The organism is Streptomyces sp. NPDC048734 (genome assembly GCF_043198675.1).
Classification (GTDB): Bacteria; Actinomycetota; Actinomycetes; order Streptomycetales; family Streptomycetaceae; genus Streptomyces.
The window spans coordinates 241,533-265,617 of sequence record NZ_JBICUZ010000004.1; the positions used below are offsets into that span (position 1 = coordinate 241,533).

A 24,085-nucleotide genomic window follows, 5' to 3' on the forward strand; every position below is an offset into this window, starting at 1 on the left:
GCCGTCGGTGGCCGCTGATGATGGATCGGAGTGGACGTTGAGCGTCGAGGCGGAAGCCGTGGGCGGCCAGGGCGATGAGGTGTGGGACGCCTGGGCGCCGGAGGATGCTCCGGCCTCACGGCGGACCAGCGGGTCCTCCGGCTATGCCCCGGGGTCCCAGGTATTGATCCGCGACGAGCTGTGGCTCGTCCGGAACTCCAAGGACGTCGGTAAAGACGGGTGGATGGTGGAGGTCACCGGCATCTCGTCCTTCGTGCGAGGCACGGACGCGGTCTTCTACAGCCGACTCGACGCGATCCAGGTACTGGACCCGAGGGAGACGCGGCTCGTCCCGGACGACTCACCCAATCACCGGCGGGGCCGTCTGTTCCTTGAAGCGGTGATGCGCAAGACGTTCCTGCCGCAGACCGAACATGGGCTCGCGCTGGCCGACGGGTTCCTCATGGACCAGCAGGTGCACCAGCTGCGGCCCGCCGAATTGGCGCTGTCCTTGGAGAAGAACCCGCAGCCGCGGATCCTGATCGCCGACGTGGTGGGCCTGGGCAAGACCCTGGAGACCGGAGTGCTGCTGGCCGAGCTGATCCGGCGCGGACGCGGCGAGCGCATCCTGGTCGTGACCCCCCAACATGTGCTAGAGCAGTTCCAGCGGGAGCTGTGGACCCGCTTCGCCATTCCGCTCGTCCGACTGGACTCCACCGGTATCCAGCGCATCCAGCAGGACATCCCGGCCGGCCGGAACCCGTTCGCGTACTTCAAGCGCGCGATCATCTCCGTGGACACGCTCAAGAGCGACGTCTACGCGCACCACCTCGAGCACACCAACTGGGACGCCGTCGTCATCGACGAGTCCCACAATCTGGTCAACCGGGGCACCAAGAACAACGAACTCGCCCGTCTGCTGGCTCGGAAGACCGACGCGCTGGTGCTGGCATCGGCCACACCCCACAACGGTCGTGCCGAGTCGTTCGCCGAGTTGATCAAGATGCTGGACGAGGCGGCCATCGCCAACCCGTCGAAGTACGAAGTGAAGGACCTTGAGCACCTTTACATCCGGCGTACGAAGACGACGGCGGAGGTTCGCGACTCGTTGAAGGGCGCCTGGGCGGACCGTGGACCGTCCCAGCCGATCCACGTAACGGCCGGTGAGAAAGAACTCGCCGTCTTCCAGGAGCTCGCCACGCGTTGGATTCCGGCCGATCCCGACCAGCCGTCGGTCAGCCGACACCAGCTGGTGCCCTACCAGCTGCTGAAGTCCTTCCTGTCCTCGCACAAGGCCCTGCTGGAGACCGTCAAGACGCGACTGAAGACGTTGGACAAGCAGCCGACCGCAGAGTCGACGCGAGGCGGTCAGAGGCCGGCCCGCTCGGTCGACCCGGCGGTCCGGGAAGCGGCAAGGCAGGCGGAGCGCGCAGCCTTGTTGGACCTCCGGGACGTGGCCGAGCGGATCCAGGACAACGACTCGACGAAGCTGGCGGCCCTCGTGGACGAGCTGCGCGCCATGGGTGTCGGCCCCGGTTCGGAAACCCGCGTGGTGGTGTTCTCCGAGCGCATCCCCACACTGAAGTGGCTCGCGGAGGCTGCCCCGACCGCGCTCGGTTTCCGTCGCGGCGCCGACCCCGACGAGAACAAGCCCTGGCTGGCCTTCGGCGGCGTGGTCCAGGTCATGCACGGCGATGCCACCAGCGACGAGGAGCAGCAGGCCATCGTCGAGAAGTTCGGGCTGCGCGACGACCCCGTACGCATCCTGTTCACCGGCGACGTCGCCTCCGAAGGTGTCAACCTCCACCAGCAGTGCCACCGGCTGATCCACTTCGACCTGCCGTGGTCCCTGATCCGCATCGAGCAGCGCAACGGCCGTATCGACCGCTACGGCCAGCAGCACCGGCCTGAGTTCCGCGCTCTGATCCTCACTAGCGACATCCCCTGGCGGACGGACGAGACGACCGGGGAGCCCCGCACACTGGACGACCGCCTCGTGGGCGAGAAACTCCTGAAGCGCGAGGAGGAAGCGCACAAGATCGAGGGCTCGGTGGAGGCGGTCACCGGCCTGTACCGGGCCAAGGAGGAAGAGAACCGCCTCACCCAGGACCTGATCGCCGGCCGGACCGTCGAGGAGTCGATCAAGCAGTCCCAGCAAGGAGGTGCGGCGTTCCTTTCCGGACTGCTCGGCCAGGTAGGCGCCGTCCCGGAGCATCCCGAGGTGCGACGGGCGTACGTGCCACGTCTGTTCTCCTCCACCGCAGACTACTTCGACGAGGCGTTGCGTCAGATCTGCCGTCCGAACCCCGAGGACCAGCTCTCGATGCGCCGCGACGACGACGGCACGATCGCCTTCGAACCTCCGCGTGACCTGCTGTACCGGCTGAAGGCACTGCCGAAGTCGTACCTCGACGAGCAGCGGATCATGCCTCGGAAAACTGAGCCGGGACGGATGCGCATCACCTTCTCCAAAGACCTCGCGGACCGGCGTCTGAAGGCGGCCCGAGAGTCGTCCAAGTCACAGTGGCCGAACGTCTCCTACGTCACCGACGTCCACCCCGTCCTGGACTGGTTGACCGACAAGGTGCTCGTCGAGGTCGGCCGCCACCAGGCCCCCGTGCTCGCCGCCTCCGTGGACTCACCGACGTTCCTGGTGCAGGGCATCTGTTCCAACGCGCTGGGTCGGCCGACCATCGTCGAGTGGATGGCCATCCACGGTGCCCCCCACGACCTTCAGGTGACGCCTCTGACTCCGGAGGTTCTGGAGGACTACGGCGTCGGTCCGACGATGCCCGGCCGCGCCGCGCCGCGCGACCTCAGTGGCCTGACGGAGCTCGTGCCTGCAGCCATCGACAGGGCCGAACAGCACCTCCGGGACCTGAAAGAGGCGTACGGCGAGGAGATCGAGGCGGTCCTGGCCCCGTCCCGCAAGCGCGTCGTGCATTGGCAACAGGAAGCCATGTTCTCTTCTGATGGGACGGGAAAGCGCGGAGTGAACCTCAGCGTCAGCAGGCGGCTGAGCCTTCTCAACTCCCTACAGACCACGGGCGAGCCGATGCTGCGCCTGCTCGCCGTCCTGGAACCGCTCAACGCCGCTGAGGGAGGCACCGACCGATGAGCACCGATTTCGACTCCTTCAGTAACCGCGGCGAGTACTTCGCCGCGCACTACTTCGCCGAACAGCTAGGAACCGACCTGAAGAAGGGCCTGTTCGCCACCTGGGCCCTGCGCGAAGGCGATGAGCACGATCCGCGGAAGACTCCCCGAGAGCTCCTCCGCTCGCTGCGCGGCACCTACCTCGCCGAAGACGTACGCGGCTACTTCGCCGAGGCCGCCGAGCGCGACGCAGGAGATGAGGTCCGACCGAACACCCACAACAACTCCGAGTGGTGCAAGCGCCTCGCCGAGTGGCATCAGACGATCCTGCAAGCCCTCGGCTTCGAGGTCACTCCCACCGAGGTCACCGTCCATCGCGCCGGACGCGACCACTCCCTGACCGTGGCCTACCACGGCCACGGGATCATCGCCCTGGACTGCGGCTGGGCCGCCGACAACGACGCCGCTCTGGACGGGACAGGCCCCGGCCGACTGCTGCACCCACTGCGTGTCAGTGCAAGCGAGATGTACGAAACCGGCCCGGCCCTGGCATCCTGGCTTTTCCAGAGCGAGCTCGGCGAGGCCGGCGGGCCTCGCCCACGCTTCGTCCTGCTGTTGTGCGGAGGCGTGCTCGTCCTCGCGGATCGCCAGTCCTGGAACGAGGGCCGCTACCTCGCCGTCAACCTCGACGCGGCCCTCGAACGCAACGACCGCAGCCAGCAAGGCGAACTCGCCACCATCGCGGCGCTGTTCAGCCTGGACATGCTCCGGCCCGGCGAGAACGACCAGAGCCGGACCATCGATGCCCTGCTAAAGTCCTCCAGCGCCAACGCCGCCGGCGTCTCCGGCGAACTGCGCCACGGACTCCAGCGCTCGGTAGAGATCATCGCCAACGAAGTCCTCGCGCGGATGGCCGAGCCGGAGAACGACGTCACCCCGGCCGACATCGAGAGCCCCAAGATCCCCTTCGCCCGGGAACTCACCAGCGAATCCCTCCGCTACCTCTACCGCGTCCTGTTCCTCCTCTACGCCGAGGCCCGCCCCGAACTCGGCATCCTCCCCGCCGACGACGGCAGCTACGAGGCCGGCTACTCGATGGCCCGCCTGCGCGAGCTCGTCGAACGCGACGAAGAACTCGTCGAAGAGGAGGCCCGCAACGGCTTCCACCTGCACGAATCTCTGGACGTCCTCTTCAACAAGGTCAACTTCGGCCACCGCCCGTACGGCACCGAGGCCGACGACGACCAGCCCGGCGACGACGAGGAGACCCGCAAGGCCAAGGCCGCCCGCCGCAGCGAGGACCGTGGCCTGCGCTTCGAACCCCTACGCAGCGAGCTCTTCGAGCCCCGTTCGGTACGCCTCATCGGCAGGGGCGTCCTCGACCCCCGCAGCGACGAGGACAGCGACCCGCGCTGGCTCGACCTGCGGCTCCGCAACGCCGCCCTGCATGAGGTGCTGCGCCTCCTCACCATGAAGAAGGGCAAGCGCGGCGAGCGGGGCGGTTTCATCTCCTACCGCAACCTCGGCATCAACCAGCTCGGTGCCGTCTACGAGGGCCTGATGTCCTACACCGGCATCATCGCCGAGGAGGAGCTGTGCGAGGTCGCCAAGGGCGGCGACCCGGAGAAGGGCTCCTGGCTCATCCCCTCCCACAAGCAGGACCAGTACCCCGACAAGACCCTCGTCCACTACGACGAGGACGACGCCCGCAAGGGTCTGCGCGGCGTCAAGAAGTACGAGAAGGGCTCCTTCGTCTACCGCCTCGCCGGCCGTGACCGCGAGACCTCCGCCTCGTACTACACGCCCGAGTCGCTGACCCAGGTCACGGTCGAGCTCACGCTCAAGCACCGCCTCGACCAGGATCGCGACGCCGACGGCAACGTCATGAAGACCCGGGCGTCGGAACTGCTCCAGTACAAGATCTGCGAGCCGGCTCTCGGCTCCGGCGCCTTCCTCAACGAGGCGATCAACCAGGTCGCCGAGGAATACCTGCGCCGTAGGCAGAACGAGTTGGGCGTCACCATCCCCACCGCGGACGCCCTTACCGAGAAGCAGAAGGCCAAGGCGTACATCGCCCTGCACAACGCGTACGGCGTCGACCTCAACGCCACGGGCGTCGAGCTCGCAGAGGTGTCCCTCTGGCTCAACACCATGCACCCCGGCATGCGCGCTCCCTGGTTCGGCCTTCACCTGCGCCGAGGAAACAGCCTCATCGGCGCCAGGCGCGCCGTCTACGCGGCCGACGACGTCATCGGCAAGGAATGGCTCAAGGCCAAGGGCGCCCTGGCTCCGACCCCGCTGCCCTTCCTCAAGGACGGCGAGCCCCAGCCGCTCCCCCAGGACGCGGTCCACCAGTTCCTCCTGCCGAGCCCCGGGTGGGCCGCGATCGCGGGCTCGAAGGAGGCCAAGGAACTGGCGAAGGAGGGTGTCGAACAGCTCGCCGCCTGGAAAAAGGGCATCCTCCAGCGCCCTAAGCGCAGCAAAGCCGGCCGGGCGAAGAAGGAGCCGGTGTCTCAGTTCACCAGCCTCCGGGACGCCGCCCGCCGAGTCGAATTCCTCTGGTCGCTTGTCGCCAAGCGCATGGAGCTCTCCGAGCAGGCAATCGCCCGTCGGATCGACGTCTGGGGCGCCGACCCGACTGACCCCGAGTACGCCTTCCTCCACCGCCCTGACCAGGCGGTTACGAAGGAACAGGTCCTCGAAGACCTTTTCAACGCCGCCGACACTCCGTACTGGCGACTGAAGAAGATCATGGACGCCTGGTGTGCGCTGTGGTTCTGGCCCATCGAGAAAGCCGGTCTGCTCGACGGTACGGCTGGTGAGTACGCGGCGCGACTGGAGGTGACTGGAGCGGACAGCCTCAGTCGCCTGCTGGACGGCGCGCCGCTGGTGTTGGAGTCACCCGCTGCCTCGGTTGAACCGGAACCGGCCGCAGTACCCACGCCCACACCCGTGCCGCAGTTCGTCGAGGCGACGGCCCTGTTCGCGCTCGGCCCCGAGCAGACAAGCTTCGAGGACCTCGAACTGAGCGCCGACGACTCGGTCGTGGAAGTCAAGCAGATCAGGCCGCGGGGAAGGACCCAGACCTCAGCACCGAAGCCGAAAGCGCCGGAGCGTCGACCGATCGTCCCGCTTAAGGACTTGGACGACTGGCTGGAGTTTCTGGAGGCCATGCTCGGCACGGCCGACGTGCCTGAGGGCACCCTCATCGACAGCTTCAAGGACCTCGATGCCCTCAAGAGCTTCGAGGAGACGCTGCCCAGCTTCATGGGCATGGACGCTGGCAACCCGGAAGACCGCTTCCCGTGGCTTCGGGAAGTGCACGACATCTCGGAGGACCAGGGCTTCCTCCACTGGGAGCTCGAATTCGCACTCATCTTCGCGCAAAGCGGTGGCTTCGACCTCCAGGTCGGCAACCCGCCGTGGGTACGACCCCGTTGGAACGAGTCGGCTGTGCTGGCGGAGCACGAGCCGTGGTTCGAGCTGCAGGACAAGGCGTCGGCAAACGAGAAGGACCGTCGACGTCGAAAGGTGCTAGCGTCCGAGGACGCTCACCGATACGTGCTCGGAGAGCTGACGAGCACGACTGCTCAAGTCGCTGTGTTCGGCTCACCGCAGATGTACCCGCTGCTGACAGGTACCCAGCCTGACCTGTACCGCGCTTTTATGTCCCAGATTTGGGCGCACTCCTCGTCCAAAGGAACTGCGGGAATGGTGCACCCTGACACACATTTCACGGGCGACAAGGAGGGAGCGCTTCGGGAGACGGCGTACAGGCGGCTTCGGATTCACGGCGACTTCGTCAACGCTGGGCAGCGGTTCTTCCCCGAACCGGTCGGACACACCGCTCACTTCGGGGTACACATCTACGGGCAGCCGACAAATATCTCATTCGACCACCTGTCCTGGCTTGTCTCGACGGATGCTCTCCGATACTCCGCCGAACACGATGGTTCCGGGGAGGTACCCGGAGTCCGATACCTCAACGGCGAGTTCGACGAACGCCCGCATCGAGCTCGCGTCGTCACGGTGGACGAACACCAGCTATCTGTCTGGCAGCGCCTACTGGACGAGGCCGACCAGCCCGTCGAGCAGGCCCGCCTGCTGTTTCCTGTCAGCACCGCAGAAGCCTCGGCGATCGAGGCTCTTGCGGACTATCCGTTGCGACTTGGCACTCTGTCACCAGAGATCTCGCCGGGTTACCACGAAAGCGGCGCCAAGAAGGACAACCTGATCGACTACAACCGGCCAGACCCAGCCACGGGCCAGGGGTACCAGCCGGACCGTTGGCGCCACGTCATCCTCAAGGGCACCCAGTTGAGCGTGGCCACACCGGTGTTCAAACGCCACGACGCAAACAGTAACGACCCTTACGGCATGAACCTTGTCAGCCTCGCGTCGGACTTTGTCCCGGACACTGCTTACGTGCGGGCGCCCGGCAGAACTCACGCCTATCTGGCCGAGCAGGAACGGTGGATCGACCACCGGGCTCTAAGCCGACTGCGAGAAGACAACAAAGCGCTGGCCCAAGCACGTAACGTCGCTGCACGTGCCACCGGTGTCCCGGTGGAGCACGCCGATTCTGCGAAGGTCGACGACGTGCTCAGACAGCGAGCGAAGCGTCGCTACACCACGTTCCACAGGTTCGCCTGGCGAAAAATGATCGCTCCTAACACCGAGAGAGCACTCTACGTCGCGATCGTTCCCCCAGGCGTTGCACACATTGACGGTGTCCGCAGTGGGAGGGTCCCGGACAACAACAACACGGCACTCATTGCTGGCTTCTGGTCGGCCTTGCCGCTTGACTACTCACTGCGCATCTCGGGCATCGCAAACTTGGACGTTGCCCAAGCGCAGCGCTTGCCGGCCCCTGCGGCTGAGCACCCCCTCGCCTCCCCTCTCCTCCTCCGCACCCTTCGCCTCAACTGTCTCACCAACGCCTACGCCGACCTCTGGGCGGAGCTCTACGACCCCACCTGGCCCACCTACGAGCCATGGGCCTGCGAATGGCCCGACCTTCAGCCGCTCCACGAGGTCACCCCGGACTGGCGACCCGAAACACCGCTCCGCAGCGAGCGTGCTCGTCGCTCAGCGCTGGTCGAGATCGACGCGCTGGTCGCCGTCTGGCTCGGCATGGACGCGGACGCGCTCATCGCTGCATACCGGGGCCGCTTCCCTGTGCTGCAGAAGTACGAGGCCGTGACCTGGTTCGACGCCGATGGCTGGAAGATCGCGGGTAACGCCCGCACTATCGGCCAGCGGCAGACGAAGGAGAGCTGGGCGCAGTTCGAGGCGTACCAGGCAGACCCCGTCAACGCACCCGTGCCGAGGAGGTACACCGCGCCGTTCTACAAGGCTGATCGCGAGGCGGAGATGCGCGCAGCACACGCTTACTTCCAGAAGCGGCTCGACGAGGCCGTCACCCGTGGTGAGTGGGATCCGGTGAAGCAGGAGGTGCCGAAGCCGTGAGGCCGACTCTTCAGGCGCGCGGGCTCAAGGAGAGCCTGCTGCAGTACCTGTCGACGACGTACGCGCTCACCGACGAGGGTGCGCGTGAGGCGCTACACCGGTTCCTCGGGGACGAGACATCGGGGATGTTCCGTGGCCCGTATCTTCGAATCCGGACGCCCTTCACCGTGGCCGGCGAGGAGTGGCGCAAGCATCTGGAGTGGCAGCGGCAGGGCTTCAAGCCGTACGCGCATCAGGCGGCCGCCTTCACGCGGCTGACCTCAGCGCACGGCCACACCCCGCAACCGACGCTAGTCACCACCGGCACCGGGTCCGGTAAGACGGAGTCGTTCCTCTACCCCGTGCTGGACCACTGCCGTCGGGAGCGGGCAGCCGGCAAGACCGGGGTGAAGGCGGTCTTCCTTTACCCCATGAACGCCCTGGCCACCGACCAGGCGCAGCGCATCAACGATCTACTCACGGAGAACGCCGAGCTCGGGAAGCTGTCGGCCGGCCTCTACATCGGTGAACGCGCAGCGACGCAGTACGAGAAGGTGCGAACCCGCCGTTCGGACATGCAGTTGTCCCCGCCCGACATCCTGATAACGAACTACAAGATGCTGGACCTCCTCCTCCAGCGTGCGGACGACGCGCCCCTATGGCGGGAGTCGGATATCCGCTACGTCGTCGTGGACGAGTTCCACACGTACGACGGCGCGCAGGGCACGGACGTCGGGATGCTGCTGCGTCGACTCGCCGCCTCCGTCGGGGCAGCCGAGGAAGGCCGTCCGCTGGGAAAGATCTGTCCGGTCGCGACGTCGGCGACGCTCGCTTCCGGCACGGACGAGGACGGCACGGCGCAGCTGCTGGAAGTGGCCACCCACGTCTTCGGCACGGAGTTCACTGCGGACTCCATCGTCGGGGAGAACCGGCTCACGGTCGAGGAGTTCATCCCGCTCGGCGACGTGACCATGCAGCCGATGCCGACACCCGACGAGTTGCTGGCGCTGCCCGATCCGGCGACCGGCGATGAGGCGTTGCTGGATCTGATCGAGAAGGTGACGGACGTCCGTGACCTCGATCCGTTCCTCCTCGGAGGGAACCTCAAGCGGCATCTGTTCACTCGTGCGGTGATGCAGGCGCTCGGCGGCGGGGTGAAGACCAGTGCCGAAGTGCTGGATGTGATGTGGCGTGCGGGCGCCGCCGGTTGGTCCGAGGCGGTGGCGCGGCAGCCGGAGAAGGCGGCCGAGGCGCTGGCGCGGTTCGTCGCGCTGCTGTCGTACGCCCGCGATCCGGAGTCCTCGCCCGCCGAGCCCCGGCCCTTCGTGCACGTCGAGGTGCATCAGTGGGCGCGTTCGGTGTCTCGGCTGCTGCGCGGAGTGCTGCCGTGGCCGAAGGCGGAGTTCCGCTGGGATGTAGCCGGCACGGCCGATGCCGGCGCGGCCGACAGCGGCCGTATGGCGCCGGTGACGACGGCGACGTCGGGGCAGAGCGCGAACCTGTTCCTGCCCGCGATCTACTGCCGTGACTGTGGGCGATCGGGTTGGGCGGTGTTCTCGCCGGAGAGCGATGACCACGATGTCCAGTTCGACACGTACAAGATCCGGCGGGCGTCACTGGGCCAGGACAAGGCCCGGGTGCGGAACCTGATCGCCGCGACGGACCGGGAGGCCCGGGAGGGTTCCGGGGCCGCGCTGCTCACGGCGGCCAGCGGCAAGGGGGGATCGGCTGCGTCGCAGGGTGCCGGTGGGGCGCTGATGGTGCTGGACGGCACCCGTAAGCGGCTGCGACTGCCTGATCCGCTGAACGATTACGACCGGGAGACCAAGGAGCCCCGGCTGACGGCCCGTGATTCGGCGTTCGTGCTCGTGAACTTCGGGGAGACGGCGAACACTGCGGCCAAGGAGGACTGGTGTCCGGCGTGCGGTGAGCGCAACGCGATCCGCTACCTCGGTACGGGTGCCGCCGCGATGGCGGCCGCGTCCATCACCCAGCTTTTCACCGGTGGAGAGCTCGACAAGAAGCTTCACGAGAAAAAGACGCTGATGTTCAACGACTCGGTGCAGGACGCCGCGCACCGGGCCGGGTTCGTCGCCAACCGCTCGTACACCTTCTCGCTCCGTGCTCTCCTCGCCGACCACCTGCGGCACGACGAGCCGACCGCGCTGAATGATCTGATCGCGAACGTCGTCGACGCCACGACGGACAAGGACACCCTCTCGGCGGTGGTGCCGCCGGACCTGCACGGCTTCAAGGGCGTAAACCGGTTGCTGTCCGGCCAGGGTCGCGGTGGGGACCTGAAAACGTGGCGGCTGATCGGTCAGCGGCTGGCGTTCGAGGCGTTGATGGAGTTCGGCTTCCGGTCCCGGAACGGCCGTACGCTGGAGCTGACCCGCACCGCCGCCGCGCAGGTCCGCATCGGCGACCCGGCTGCAGTGATCGCGCTGGTCAAGCGGCTGCACGAGGAGTGCGTGCGGGACGGCCTGCCGCTGGTGGCACAGGACGACGCCCGCTATCTTGCGTTCGTACGCATTTTCCTGGAGCGGCTCCGTACCCGGGGTGCGGTCGCCCATCAGTGGCTGAACAAGTTCATCGACGAGGCGGGCACCAGCCGGTACTACATCTGGGGCAAGCGGGCTCCGGGTATGCGGGCCTTCCCGAAGGGGATCGCCGCCCCCGTGTTCCTGCTCGGGCAGCCCAAGAACGGCAGCGAGTTCGACTTCGCGACCGGACGGCTCTCCTGGTACGAGCGGTGGGCCGGGCGGTGCTTGGAGCTGCCGCGTGAGCTGGCACCCGAGCTGTGGAGCCGGCTGCTGCCCGAACTCGCCTCGATGGGGCTGCTGTCGGTGCGCACCCCGAACGACACCTCGGTGCGGGTGTACGGACTCAAGCCCGGCAACATCGAGGCCCGGCTGCTGGACGACGAGCAGGTGCGGGTCTCGTACGTGCGGTGCCCGGTGTGCTTCTGGGAGCAGACGGTCCACCCGTCGCTGCTGGACCAGTGGCACGACCAGCCTTGTCCCTCCTACCGGTGCCGACGGGGCCGCCTTGTGTCCGGCGACCGGCCCGAGGGGCTGGGGGTACACCACCGCGACCGCGACTACAGGGACGACTACTACCGGCGGCTCTACCTCGGCGCGGGCACCTATCAGGTGATCACCGCCGAGCACACGGGCATGCTGACGCGGCACCAGCGCGAGAGGGTCGAGGAGGCGTTCAAGCGCGGCGGCGGGTTCAAGGACCCCAATGTGCTCTCCTGCACGCCGACGCTGGAGATGGGCATCGACATCGGCGACCTGTCCGCCGTCGTGCTGGCCGCGCTGCCGCGCCGTCCCGCCTCCTACGCTCAGCAGGTCGGCCGGGCCGGCCGCCGCACCGGCAATGCCTTCCTGTTGACCATCCCCGACCGGCGGCGCCGTGACCTGTACTTCCTCGAGCGTCCGAAGGACCTGATCGCGGGCACGATCGTGCCGCCCGGGTCCTACCTGTCGGCCGTCGAGATCCTTCGTCGTCAGTACCTGGCGCATCTGCTGGACCTCGCCGCGGCCGGCCGTCTCGTCCGTGCGGACGGCATCGTGCTGCGCGCGCTGCCGCACAAGGCGCCGCGCCTGTTCGGCCCGTCCGGCTATCTGACCGATCTGGTGGAGCTGGCCCTCGACCAGGGCGAGGAGCTGGTCAAGGGGTTCCTGCGGCTGTTCCCGGTCGGCGTCAGTGAGCAGGCCGGGGCCGACCTGGAGGCGTATGCGACGCACGGTCTGCGCAGCGCCGTAGAGAGGGCGGAAGGCGAGTGGCGGCGCGCCGAGGACGCGCTGCGGGCGCGGCTGCGGGAGATCGACGAGGCCCACGGCGAGCTGCACGACAGCGACCCCGACCAGGCCCGTCAGAAGGCGGAACTGGACGCCGAACGGCGCGGGGTGGGCAGGCAGCTGCTCCACCTGGGCGACACTACGGCGCAGACCGCGCTGTGTGACCTGGGTCTGCTGCCGAACTACGCTCTCATCGACTCGTCGACGACACTGTCGGCGACCCTGTACGGCGAGGACGGCATCGACCCGAAGACGGGCAAGGTGGTGTACACGTCCGATACCGTCTCCTACGAGCGGCCCCGCCGCTTCGCGATCCAGGAGCTGGCGCCGGGCAACACCTTCTACGTCAACGGCTACCGGCACGAGATCACCGGCCTGGAGCTGTCGACGGGCGGGCGCCAGGAGTGGCGGACCTGGAGGGTGTGCCCAGGGTGCGGGTACGTACGCACCGAGGACGCCACCGACGATCGCTCTCCGTGCCCCCGGTGCAGGACGAGCCAGATCGCCGACGACGGCTCCTGCTTGTTCCAGGTCGTGGAGCCGGCCACCGTGACGTCGCGGGACAAGCGTGAGGACGCGCGGATCCGGGACGACAAGGACGACCGTGATCGCCGCTCGTACACCGTCGTGGACGCGGTGGACATCCCCGTCGAGAAGATCGAGCGGGGGAAGTCCTGGCGGCACGACCGCGAGACGTTCGGCGTGGACTTCTGCCGCACGGCGATGATCCGACGGATCAACGTCGGCCCGGTCCGCTACGACGCTCCTGCCCGGGATGACTTCGCCGGCCACCTGGTCCGGCTGAACCCCTTCCACGTGTGCACTGCCTGCGGGGCCGCGAGCGCGGACGGCCGTCCGGTCTTCGACCACGACACCGACGCCCTTGAATCGGCAGCAACCCGTGCCCCGCAGCTCAAGCACCATCGCCCGTGGTGCCCCCTGCGCCGCGGCAAGAAGGACGGCGTAACGCAGGAGCAGGTGCTGCTGGCCCACCAGCTGCAGACCGAAGCCCTGCGGATCCTCATCCCGGCCGCGACAGCCGACGTGGACGCACGGGTGCACTCATTCCGGGCCGCCCTGCGACTCGGTGTCGACCTGCACTTCGGCGGCGACCCGCAGCACCTGGACACCACGGTGGCCTCCATGCCGGACATGGACAGCGGCGAGCGCCGCTGGTTCCTGGTGCTCTTCGACTCTCTCCCGGGCGGCACCGGCTACCTGGACCGGCTCACCGACCGCCGTGCCTTCCGAGACACCCTCGCTCGGGCGTACGAGCAGCTCAAGGCATGTCCGTGCGCCGAGGAGCAGCGGCGCGCCTGCCACCGCTGTCTGCACCGCTACACCCCCGAGCAGTTCCAGGACGTCGTCTCGCGCCAGGCGGCGCTCAGCATGCTGGAGTCGCTGCTGTTCAAGGGGGACGGTGAGGACGGCTGGGACATCAGCGATGTGGAGCACACCGGGCTGGTCGGGCTGGACGCTCAGGTCGAATCCGACCTGGAGGCCCGCTTCCTGACCGCGCTGCGGGACTGGGTGAAGGTCACCGACGACGCGGCCTTGGATGAGGAGGGCCACGCCAGCGGACATCTGCGATTTACCGACGGCTCGGACGTGATGCACTGGAGGCTGACGGCCCAGCGGCAGCTCGAAGGCACCCGAACGGACTTCACCTTCACCCGCGTCGGCGGTCCGGTGCAGAGCGTGCACGTCTATCTGGAAGGCTTCCGGTTCCACGCCAGCCGGGAACACAACCTCATCGCCAAGAACGCGGCCCAGCGCACCCGGCTCCGTGCCGACGGAAAGATCGTCTTCCAGATCACCTGGGCCGACATCGACCTGTTCGAACGGCGGCCGGGGCGCACCAAACCGGTCTGGCCGCCGTATCGGGGCACCGCACAGGAGCAGGCCAAGGCCGCCTACGAGCAGTACGGCGGCAACCGCGCCCACTTCGGCGAAGCCGTCTTCGCCAACCCGATCGACACGCTCATCGCCTATCTGCGGGACCCCGACGCCACCCGTTGGGCCCGCCGGGCCCGCGCCCTGGTCACCGGCCTCACCGCTGTTTCCGCCACGACCGCCGTCGCCGCGACCGGCAAGCGCAGCGAGCTAGTCGCCGCGCTGCGCGAACAGCTCGCCTCCTTCGGAGCCGGCCGACGGCACCGCAAGCCGGTGGTACCCGACGCCGGCAGCCTCGGTCCCGTTCATGTGTTCCGCACCCAGGACGAGCACGGTCTGCCGATCGTGTTCGCGCTGGACGCGGCCGACCCTGACAACCTGCGGTGGACCGCCCTGACGGTCCTCGACGACAGCGACGCCGTCCTCGACACCGACGAGCACAAGCTGCGGTGGCGGTCCTGGCTGTACTGGACCAACATCACCCAGTTCCTGTCACTCGTCGGCGGGGACGGTGTCCAGCTCGCCGTCAGCAGCGCTGCGGACTTCGAGGTAGAGGTTCTCGCCGTGTGCGGTGGCCTGGGTGAACTCGACTCGCTCGCCGCAGCACTCGCCCCCGCGCCCGCCCTGGTGCCCGAGCCCACAGTCCGGCCCGCCGCCTCGGAGCCGAGCAGGGACTCGCCGGCGGAAGCCGCCCTCCGGAAGATCATCCGGGACGCCGTCTGGGACGACGACATCCTGGAGATCCTGTGCGAGGACCCCGACGAGGCACCTGCCCTGCTCCGCCTCGCCGAGACGCTCGCCGAGCACGGAAAGCAGGCCCCCGTCTTCGGGTTCGAACTCGGAAGCAGCCGCTGGCAGGCGGACTTCGCCTGGCAGACTCCCGGCCTCAAGATCGCCGTTGTCGCCGCTCACCAGGGCGACGAGGACATCGAGGCCCAGCGACGCGACGCCGCCTACGCCGAGGACGGCTGGACGGTCCGGACCGCCGCAGCATGGCTCGACCACCTCGACACCCTGCTCATACAGCTCCCCGATACGGAAGGCACCACCCGATGACCGCCCGGCTCAGCCTGTACCGCAAGGCCGAACAGGAGCTGTACAAGCTCGACCGCTCGGTCAAGGCCCAGTTCTACGATTTCTGCCACGTCTTCCGGAACAACCCCAACCAGCCGGGCCTGAAGCTGAAGAAGCTCAAAGGCGACTCGCGCATCTGGTCCGCGCGAGTCAACGACTCCTACCGCGCGCTGCTGACCCCGACCGGAGCAGACGCGGACGGCACCCAGAGCTGGCTGGTCATCGCCGTCCGCCACCGCAAGGACGTCTACGAAGAGCTCCAGGTCGCGGTCAACCGTGTCACCGGCGAGATCGAGTTCGTCGACCTCTCGGTCGTCGGCAACAGCGCACTGCGCCGCGCCGGGATCACCCTGACCCCGGCCGAACCTGACCGGACCGCGCCGCCGGCCGAGCCCGAACCACAGCCGCAGCCGCAGCCGACGGTGGAAACCCCTCCCCTGCTCGCCGCGTACAGCGCCGACCAGCTGCGTGAGCTGGGCGTCGCCGACCAGTTGATCGAGCTGGCCCTCGCCGTCACCGACAGCGCCGAGCTGGACCAGCTCGTCGAGGGCGCCCCGCTGTTGTCCAAGGACGTCCTCTACGGTCTCGCCGCCGGTATGACCATCGACGAGGTCCGCAAGGAGATCACCCAGCCCGTCGAGCTCGGCCATGAGCCCGATCTCGGTGACTTCGCCGCGGCCCTGAGCCGTACCAAGGTCACCGCCGTCGACGATGCCGTTCAGGCGGCCATCGACGAAGGAGACTTCCGAGCCTGGAAGGTCTTCCTCCACCCCACGCAGGAACGCATCGTCCACCGCCACTACAACGGACCTGCCCGCGTCTCCGGCGGGCCCGGCACCGGAAAGACCATCGTCGCCCTGCACCGGGTCAAGCACCTGGCCGAGCAACTGCCCCCCGGCAGCAACAAGGCGATCCTGCTGACCACGTTCACCAAGAACCTCACCACGGACCTCCGCCTGCGTCTGGCATCCCTCGTCGAGCCCGAACTCCTCGACCGTGTCGAGATCGCTCACATCGACCAGCTCGCCGCCCGCGTCCTGGGCGAGAACACCGCACCTGGCCGGGGCCGGCAGCGTGTCTACGACCACGTGGCGCTGAATGAGATGCGCCAGCTCCTCGCCGAACTCGACGACCGCCGTTGGGAGGCCGAGTTTCTCCTGGAGGAGTGGGAGCAGGTCATCCTCGGCCAGTCCGTCACCACCCGCTCCGCCTACTTCCAGGCCCGCCGTGCAGGACGGGGCCGTTCGCTGACCCGGCCCGAGCGCAACCACATCTGGAAGCTCGTCGAACAGTTCACCGCCCGCCTGGACAAGCTCGGCGTGGAGACCTGGGGCCAGGCATCCGAGCGCGCTGCCCGCTTCGAGATCGAGCGCGCCGCGAAGATCAGAGCCCGGCGCGAGTACAAAGAGGAGGTCGGCGGCAAGGACCTCATCCACCGCGACAACAGCTCCGGCATGCGCTACCTGAACTACCGCTACCGGCACATCGTCGTCGACGAGGCCCAGGACCTCAGCCCCGCGCACTGGAAGATGCTCCGGGCCATGGCCGACCCCGACCTGCCCAACGACATGTTCATCGCCGGCGACACCCACCAGCGCATCTACGACCACCAGGTAGCCCTCGGCAGCCTCGGCATCAACATCCGCGGCCGTTCTTCTCGCCTCACCCTCAGCTACCGCACCACCAAGGAGATCCTCACCGAGGCCCTCCGCGTGGTCGACCCTGTGAAGCCCGGGCAGCAGGTGAACTACGACGACCTGGACGACGGCACCGACAACCTCGCCGGATACCGTTCCGTCCTCCACGGCCCCGCCCCGACCTTCACGCCGTACGACACTTGGGAGGACGAGCTCGCCGGCCTTGCCACCACCCTGGCAACGTGGCGCGAGGAGCTTTCCACGGACGAGAACGGCTCACCCATAGACCCGAGCGGCCATATCGCCGTCTGCGTCGCCGACCGCGACCTGGTCAGCCAGACCATGTACTACCTGGTCACCAAGGCCGGCATCACCTGCGCTGAACTCACCAAGGACGGTCCCAAGGGCGACGGCGAGGTCCACGTCGGCACGATGCATCGCTTCAAGGGTCTCGAGTACCAGCGCCTCGCCATCGTGGGTGCCAGTGACGGCATCATCCCCCGCACGCACGTCATCGACCGCTACCGCACCGAGGATCCGCCCCGCTACGAGCGCGAACAGCGCAAGGCCCGTTCTCTGCTCTTCGTGGCGACCACGCGAGCCCGAGACGCGCTGAACATCAGCTGGCACGGCAAGCACAGCCCTTACCTGCCGGTCTGACACGGACGTGGGCCTCCCCGGCCTCGGGAAGGCCCACACTCTCCTCCTCGCTGGGAATCAGAAGTGCGAGAGGAAACTCGCCTCGTAGCGCAGTTGATACGCCCGCACGCCACCGCCGTTCATCCGGTAGATCGTGATCGCGGAAAGGAACTGCTCCTTGACCTCCAGGGCGCGCCGCCGCTCCTTCCCCTCGACGTCACTGATCCAGTCCTCCACCTGCTTCGGCAGCTTAAAGGCAAGCTCGTACGCGCTTTCCTCACCCAGCGGCGACAGCGTCCACTCCGCCGAACCGCCATTGCCACGTCGCCGAATGCGCACCGCATGATCCGGCTGGGCATCCGCGTACGTGGTGAACGCCAGGTGATCGCTGGCGGCCAACGGCAGGATGAACGGTGCCGACGGGAAGCCCAACAGCAACTCGGCACCGCTGTTCTGCTGGAGCGCGGCTGCGAAGCCGGCGATCGCCGCCTCAGCCTCGTCCCGGAATCTGCCGTCCGCCGGCGCCGGGGTCGGCTGCAGCTCCGCAGACGCGGTCCAGGTCCCCAACTCCTTGCGCAGCTCCGTACGCATCCACGTCACCGGGAACGTCCCGGACGCCCCGAGGTGGAACTGCGCCTGCTCCAAAGTCCACGCGGTGGTACCGATCGTCCCAAGCAGCCATGCGAACGAGGCGCCCGACAGATCCACCAGCGAGATCTGGTGCGCCAAGGCGTACTTCTGGGCGTCCGACGTGAACCCGCTCGTCGAGAACAGGGCGTACGCGTACTGATACCGCTGCCGCGGCCTTCTACCGGCGTGCATCACGAAGTTCTCGTTCACGTCGTGCAGCACTCCGTGGGCGTTGCGCACGATCTCCAGTCCGCAGCGCTCCTGGTAGAACTTCGCCTCCAGGAACAGCCGCACCGGCATCGAGAACGCCGGTGTGAACGCGAACTCCCCCAGTGCGTCCACCTGATGCAGTGCTCCCCGGCCCCGCACCCGAAGCGTGTTCCCTTCGGTCGCCAGCTCCTCGGGGTCCTGGCTCTCGTGCACCAGCAGGCGGTAGCCGGAGGAGCGCAGAAGCCAGGCAAGCGCCTCCTCCAATAAATACCCCCGCAGTGCGGCGCCCTTGATCATGGTCAACCTCCTACACGGGCCGTGCTCTGCGGTCGTGCCCGGGCCAAGCGCGGCAGCAGCCTGCTACCGGATGCTTTTCTTGATTTCGGTGACGATGGTCCCAGGCTCGCCTTGTCCCTGTGCCGTGCGGCCGGCGCTCTGGCTGAATTCTCTCCAGACACGGGGGTGCTCGGCGGTCACAGGCTGCCGTTCGCCGATCATGCCCTGGACCAGGCAGTGGCCGCTGCGCTCGAGGTGGTGCTCGAGCCACTCTCTGGACGCGAGGAGACTGTAGGCCCTGCCGCTCGGGCGGTCCCATGTCAGGTACTGCACCTGCAGTTGCCCGTCGGTGTCGTACCAGAAAGGGCGGTCCGGGTCGCGCCGCAGCCTGCTGTTTCTCAGGAGTGGGTCACTGAGCAGCGTCACTGAGACGGATGCGTCGAGGGAGCAGTCCAGGCTCTGACCACTCCAGTTGTATGTCTGGTCGGTCGGAATAGCGGTGACGGGTTCCCCATCGGGATCTATGGCGAACACCATCCGGCCCTGCGGCTGTGCGGCGAGGGTGCGCTCCAGCCAGTCGTCCTCGTCGTCTTCCATCGGACCGTCCGCCCACTGGTCTGCGAGCTCCAGGAGCAGCTCTTCCCGGCGCTTTTCCCTGCGCTCCCGCCAGATGGCGATGGCGACGCTCTCCTCCGAGGCCGGCGGTCTAGGGGTTGGCTCCGGAGTGGAGAGATCGTCGTCCCCTGGGACAGGGGAGTCGTCCTCACCGCGATCGGGTTCGTCGTACTGAAAGGTACTCACATGCCAGGAGTCGGGTTCCGGGTCGGTCCAGGGACCGGGGACGGTGGGGAAGTCGGCCAGGAGAAGGCTGTGGCGATCGGCTCCTTCGGGCATCAGCCGGTTTGTGAGCGAACGGCCTTCAAGCCACGTCAGCAGGCTGGTGAGTTGGGGGGTGGGCACGAGCCAGCTGTGGATGCGGTGCCATTGCTCTGCCTGGCCGCGGGTGACGTTCCATCCTCGGCCGTCGTGGTCGTCCATGGCCTGTTCGTAGAGGACGATCCACTGCCTGTCCTGGCTGTCGGTGCGGATGCCCAGTTCGCCGAGGTCGGGCAGGTTGTCCGGACGGCTGATCCATTCGTCGACGCCCTCGTCGTCGGGCAGGTCGGGGACAGGTGGTGCCAGCGGGTGTGCGGGGTCTGCGGTCGGGAAGGTGGCGTGGTCGGCTTCGTCTGGACTGTTGTCGTCGTCGGTGTCGGAGAAGGGGTGTCGGGCCGGGGGGAGGGAGGGGTCGATGTCGAGCAGCGACAGTTGTGCCGCTCCCGGGTATTCGGCGGCGTCGTGCTCGGTCTGCCGGTGGGGGTGCCGGTGGTTCGCCAGGCGTTCCACGAGCTCGTGGAGGGCCATCCACTGGTACTTCTTGCCGATCCGTTCGCCCTTGTGTGACTGGCGGGAGCCAGAGTGGCGGGAACGCATGTTGTCGAATTCGGCGAAGAGTTCAGGTGTCCAGCCCAGGTCGGCGACGCGGGCGAGGATCCAGCGTGCGGCCCACTCGGCGTCGACGTGGGCAGCGGCGAGGCGTTCGTCGTCGGGCGGGGGCACTCGGCAGGCTCGCAGCAGCGCGTACTGGTCCGCGTCGAGGACGTCCCTCGCCTTCCTCCCAGTGAGGAGTTGTTCAACGGCAGCCGGTGTGCTCAAGGCGGGCCTGACGGACTCCGGAAGGCTTTGCGCGAAGGCCGGGATACGGGCGGGGTCGACTACGACAGGATCGTCGGCGCGCTGCCACGCCGGCCGACGGGGATAATCGGTCGACAGCGGCAGCAAACTGAAGTGACGCACGGCCGGCCGGACCTGGTAGTCCGCAAAGTCTCCCAGCGGTGAAAGGGACGAGCGGAGCGATCCCCACAGCGACTTATTCTGCTCCCGCCGCGGGAAGAGCACGTCGAGGTCCTCCTCCGCAGGAGCCTGCCCGATCGGGGGGCAGGCGTGTGGATGCCTGACCGCGTTTGCTTCCTCGCCGGTGACGGCTCCAGCACGGTGCGCCAAGGTGACAACGCGTGTAGCCGCTTCGCACAGCAGTGCGTTCCGTGAAGCGTGCGCGGGCGAATCAACGGCGCCGTAGGAGTACGTGAGGAGCCGCCGGGCGATTGTCCGGAGGAGGTCGTGCTTGCCGTCGTCCTCGCTGCGACGGGCCAGGACTCCATAAGCAACCCACACCAGACGCTCGAAGAGGTAGGGATCGTCGATCTTCTCCGCGTCCTCGTGGAGGAATCTGTCCAGGAGGGAGACGAGAACGTCTCCGTGCCCCAGAAGCAGCTGCACCAGGGCCTTGGTGGCCCGGTCCCGCAGGAACCGGTTGGAGGACGTGAGGGTCCACACCAGTGTCGTGGCCGCCAACCGGACGACTTCCTCGTCGCCGGCTCCGGCCATCTGCACCGGCCGGCGGGTCCGGTCCCCGAGCCGAGGCCGGACCGTGAGGGACGCAGGGTGGAGATGGCGCGGGGTGGGGTACTGCTCGGCCCAGCGCAGCAGCCGGTGCAGTGCCGTGACGTCCCACAACAAGGAGTAGGTCTCGACACCCCACCACGCATCGCGCTCGGGCCGCTGTTTCCGCAGCAGCACCCGGTGGAGACGGTCGGCGTTCAGCAGATGCCCCGGCTCGGCGGTGACCGCTACCGCGACCTCCAGCACGTCGGAATTACGTCCGTGACGTGAGGCGGTCTCGTTGAGGAGTTCGATGGTGCGTTCGTTGACGCTGCTTGTGCCGCGCAGCGGAAGCGTTTCCAGAAAGCTGCGGGCCAGCCGATAGCCTCGAACGTCCGCGCGACTGCCGGGGCCAGCTGTAACCTCCGCAGATGTGGGAGAAGCGGCCAGCAGGTCGATGAGCTCCGTCCCTGTTCGCTCGGGCAGGAGAATTGACGCTGCTTCCTGGTAGTTCGGGGCAGCCTGCCTCAGCCAGCCCTGCAGCGCGGAATCGGCGGCCAGTGGGCGTCCCTCGCGCAGCACGTCGATCTCGTCCTGGTGGGCAGCGAAGACCGATCGCACAACGCGGTCGTCGCCGAACGCCTGGTAGGGAAAACCGATACCAGTTGCCTGGTTGGACTTGTAGGTCCGCTCGTTGGACACCAGGCCCTGGGCGAGGAGCTGCCCGAGCATCGTGTCCGGCCACACCGTGGCTGCAGGAGCGTACGCGTCGGCAAGAGCGCGGGCTTCATCACGCGGCAGCACAGAACGCCGTGCGTCGGCCATGAGCGAGGCCAGGGCGTCCACCGCACGGTGCACGGGCCGCTCCAGAGGATCGAGCCCGAGCCGGGAGCAGATGGTCTCCGCACGGTGGTCGATAAAGGCGTCGAACACCGCGCTCCGGTCACGCGGATGGACACCCGAGCCGCCACGCTCCAGGCTCTTGCTCAGACTGTCCGCATACAGCTTCACGAACAAAGGGTTGGTGAAGACCGAGGCCAGCAGGGGAGTGTTGGGAAGAACGGCCGCCGCACCCTGCAGATAGCTTTCCAGCCCCTCCATCTCCCGTCCGGCAAAGCCGGAGTGCACGGATGCCGGCACATCGAAACGATCAGGCACGACGATCGACTTGAAGGTCGAACGGCAGGACACCAACAAAGCGATGTGCTGGTACCCGGCCAGACGCACCTGCAACGCGAGCAGTTCGCTCTTCCAGTTCCCGGCGTCGTCGGAGTCATTGAGCGCATCAATGATCAACAGGAAGCGGCAACCGCTGGCCGCGCCAGCGGCGTCCATCGCCTGGAGGAAGTCCCGCTCGGCAAGCGGCCCCAGGCCACGCTTCTGCGCGATCTCACTCAGCGTGTTGTGCCCGGTGAGCTCCTGCCCGAACACCACCAACGCCGGCCGGCCCTCGTCCACGGCCCGCCGCGCGGCGTCGACCAGCAAATGCGTCTTACCCTGCCCTGCCTCCCCCACGAGCAGCCAGGTCTTCTTCTCCGCTGCCTGGGCAGCGGAACTCCGCAACAAGCCGTCCAGGCGCTCGCAGGCGTCGAAGGCACGAACCAGAGCGCGCTCGCACAACCACTGCACGCTCCGCACCGCGGTCACCGGAGCGTTTGCGCCCCGTCCGGCCGCAGATATGGCGTCGTCGCTTTCACGCTCTTCCTCGGTGAACCGGTCAGCCAGGTCCTTGAACTCACCCAGCCGCTCCAGCATGTCCTCCACCACAGCAGAACTCTGCTCGGCGGGGAAACCGGACGTTGCGGATGCAGCGGACAGGTCGTGGACCAAGGTGTGGGCGCCTTCCCGCAACGCGGGCGTCCACGCATGCACCCACCGCGCCAGCGCCTGATGGTCGGGGCTGCTGGCCGGCGCGGGATAGCTGTCGTACCAGCGTGTCATCTCGGAAAGGAGGGTCACCACAGCGGCCTGCAGATCCCGGGATCGCTGGACGCCCTGCCTCAAGAACTCCTGCGGCAGGGCGCACGCATCAGCCACGCGCGCAAGGGGCAACGTCACATGATGCTCGGGTGTGTACCGCGCCTCGGCCAGACGCTCAGCAAGCGTGACCTGTTCCCTGAACCACTCGCTGCCCAGCGCCCGCCGTTCGAAGAAGAACCACTGACGCCCCTCATTTCCAGGCCGAGTCAACCGCTCCAGCAGCTCACCGCCACCGACGTAGCGGATGTCCACGTCGGCAAGACCGGGCAAGTCCTTCTTCCACCGGGCGACGTTGCTGTTCCACCGCTCCCTCGCACCGGTACGCGCCTTCCCGCGCGGGGTGACAGGGGTGGGGTCGGAGAGGTCGAAGGGAGTGAGGAATTCAAGCCGGACGATCTTCCGGTTCGCGATGTTCTCACCGACTGTTTTGGCGCTCTTCTTCGCCTGAGGGATGAGATCGTCGATGTTGTGGACGAACTTGACCTGGTATCCGTGTGCAGCAATGCCGTCGGGCGCCTGGTCATACCATTCGACGCCGCCGTCCGGAGCAGCAGTCTTGATCGTCTCCCAGCCCGGAGGCGCCGGCGTCCGGAGCTGGAAACAGAGTTCCTCGAACGCGCGATGCTGGCTGCCGTCCCATTCCCGGATGCTGTGCCAGTTGTGTGCCCTGCTGTCGTTCGATGCCACTGCCGTCCTCTGACCGTCCCGCCGCCCCACTGTGCGCGTGTCGGATCCCAGCGTAGAGGGCTGCACTGACACACCAAGCCCTCCTGTACCAATGGACCGGCAGCTCGGTGCAGATCAGGCGCGAAAATTCCGTTGTAGCCGGTGCTGACCTGCGCGCTGCCGGTCATGAAGTGCGTGACGGCATCGACTTGGGAGTCCGACCCGGGACCGGGCTGGTCTGAGATCGAACACGCCAGCGCACACGATGCGGTCGGTGACTGTGCGGTTCGTGTGCCTGTGACTCTTTCGGGTGCCTGATTGCGATCGCAC

General features: G+C 67.5%; 6 protein-coding genes. 4 read left to right on the forward strand and 2 right to left on the reverse strand.

Annotated features, from left to right (window positions below; all coding sequences use genetic code 11):
* Window positions 1-37: 37 nt before the first annotated feature.
* The 4 genes from ACGFQC_RS13595 to ACGFQC_RS13610 are packed head-to-tail and all read left to right on the forward strand — an operon-like array spanning window position 38 to window position 17,593.
* Complete coding sequence (locus ACGFQC_RS13595) at window positions 38-3,097, forward strand: SNF2-related protein (RefSeq protein WP_363087887.1); 3,060 nt, start codon at window positions 38-40, stop codon at window positions 3,095-3,097.
* Complete coding sequence (locus ACGFQC_RS13600) at window positions 3,094-8,544, forward strand: hypothetical protein (RefSeq protein ID WP_363087886.1); 5,451 nt, start codon at window positions 3,094-3,096, stop codon at window positions 8,542-8,544. The genes ACGFQC_RS13595 and ACGFQC_RS13600 overlap by 4 nt, the downstream gene beginning before the upstream one ends.
* Window positions 8,541-15,278: a DEAD/DEAH box helicase gene (locus tag ACGFQC_RS13605; protein WP_363087885.1), complete on the forward strand. Its 6,738-nt coding sequence runs from the start codon at window positions 8,541-8,543 to the stop codon at window positions 15,276-15,278. Before ACGFQC_RS13600 ends, ACGFQC_RS13605 begins: the two co-directional genes overlap by 4 nt.
* Complete coding sequence (locus ACGFQC_RS13610) at window positions 15,275-17,593, forward strand: UvrD-helicase domain-containing protein (RefSeq protein WP_363087884.1); 2,319 nt, start codon at window positions 15,275-15,277, stop codon at window positions 17,591-17,593. Before ACGFQC_RS13605 ends, ACGFQC_RS13610 begins: the two co-directional genes overlap by 4 nt.
* 57 nt (window positions 17,594-17,650) lie before the next feature.
* On the opposite strand, the gene ACGFQC_RS13615 is transcribed toward ACGFQC_RS13610, so the two are convergent.
* Together ACGFQC_RS13615 and ACGFQC_RS13620 are read right to left on the reverse strand one after the other, a co-directional pair.
* Window positions 17,651-18,709: a hypothetical protein gene (locus ACGFQC_RS13615; RefSeq protein ID WP_363087883.1), complete on the reverse strand. Its 1,059-nt coding sequence runs from the start codon at window positions 18,707-18,709 to the stop codon at window positions 17,651-17,653.
* A 63-nt stretch (window positions 18,710-18,772) separates the two neighbouring features.
* Window positions 18,773-23,776: a hypothetical protein gene (locus tag ACGFQC_RS13620; RefSeq protein ID WP_363087882.1), complete on the reverse strand. Its 5,004-nt coding sequence runs from the start codon at window positions 23,774-23,776 to the stop codon at window positions 18,773-18,775.
* Window positions 23,777-24,085 lie beyond the last annotated feature (309 nt).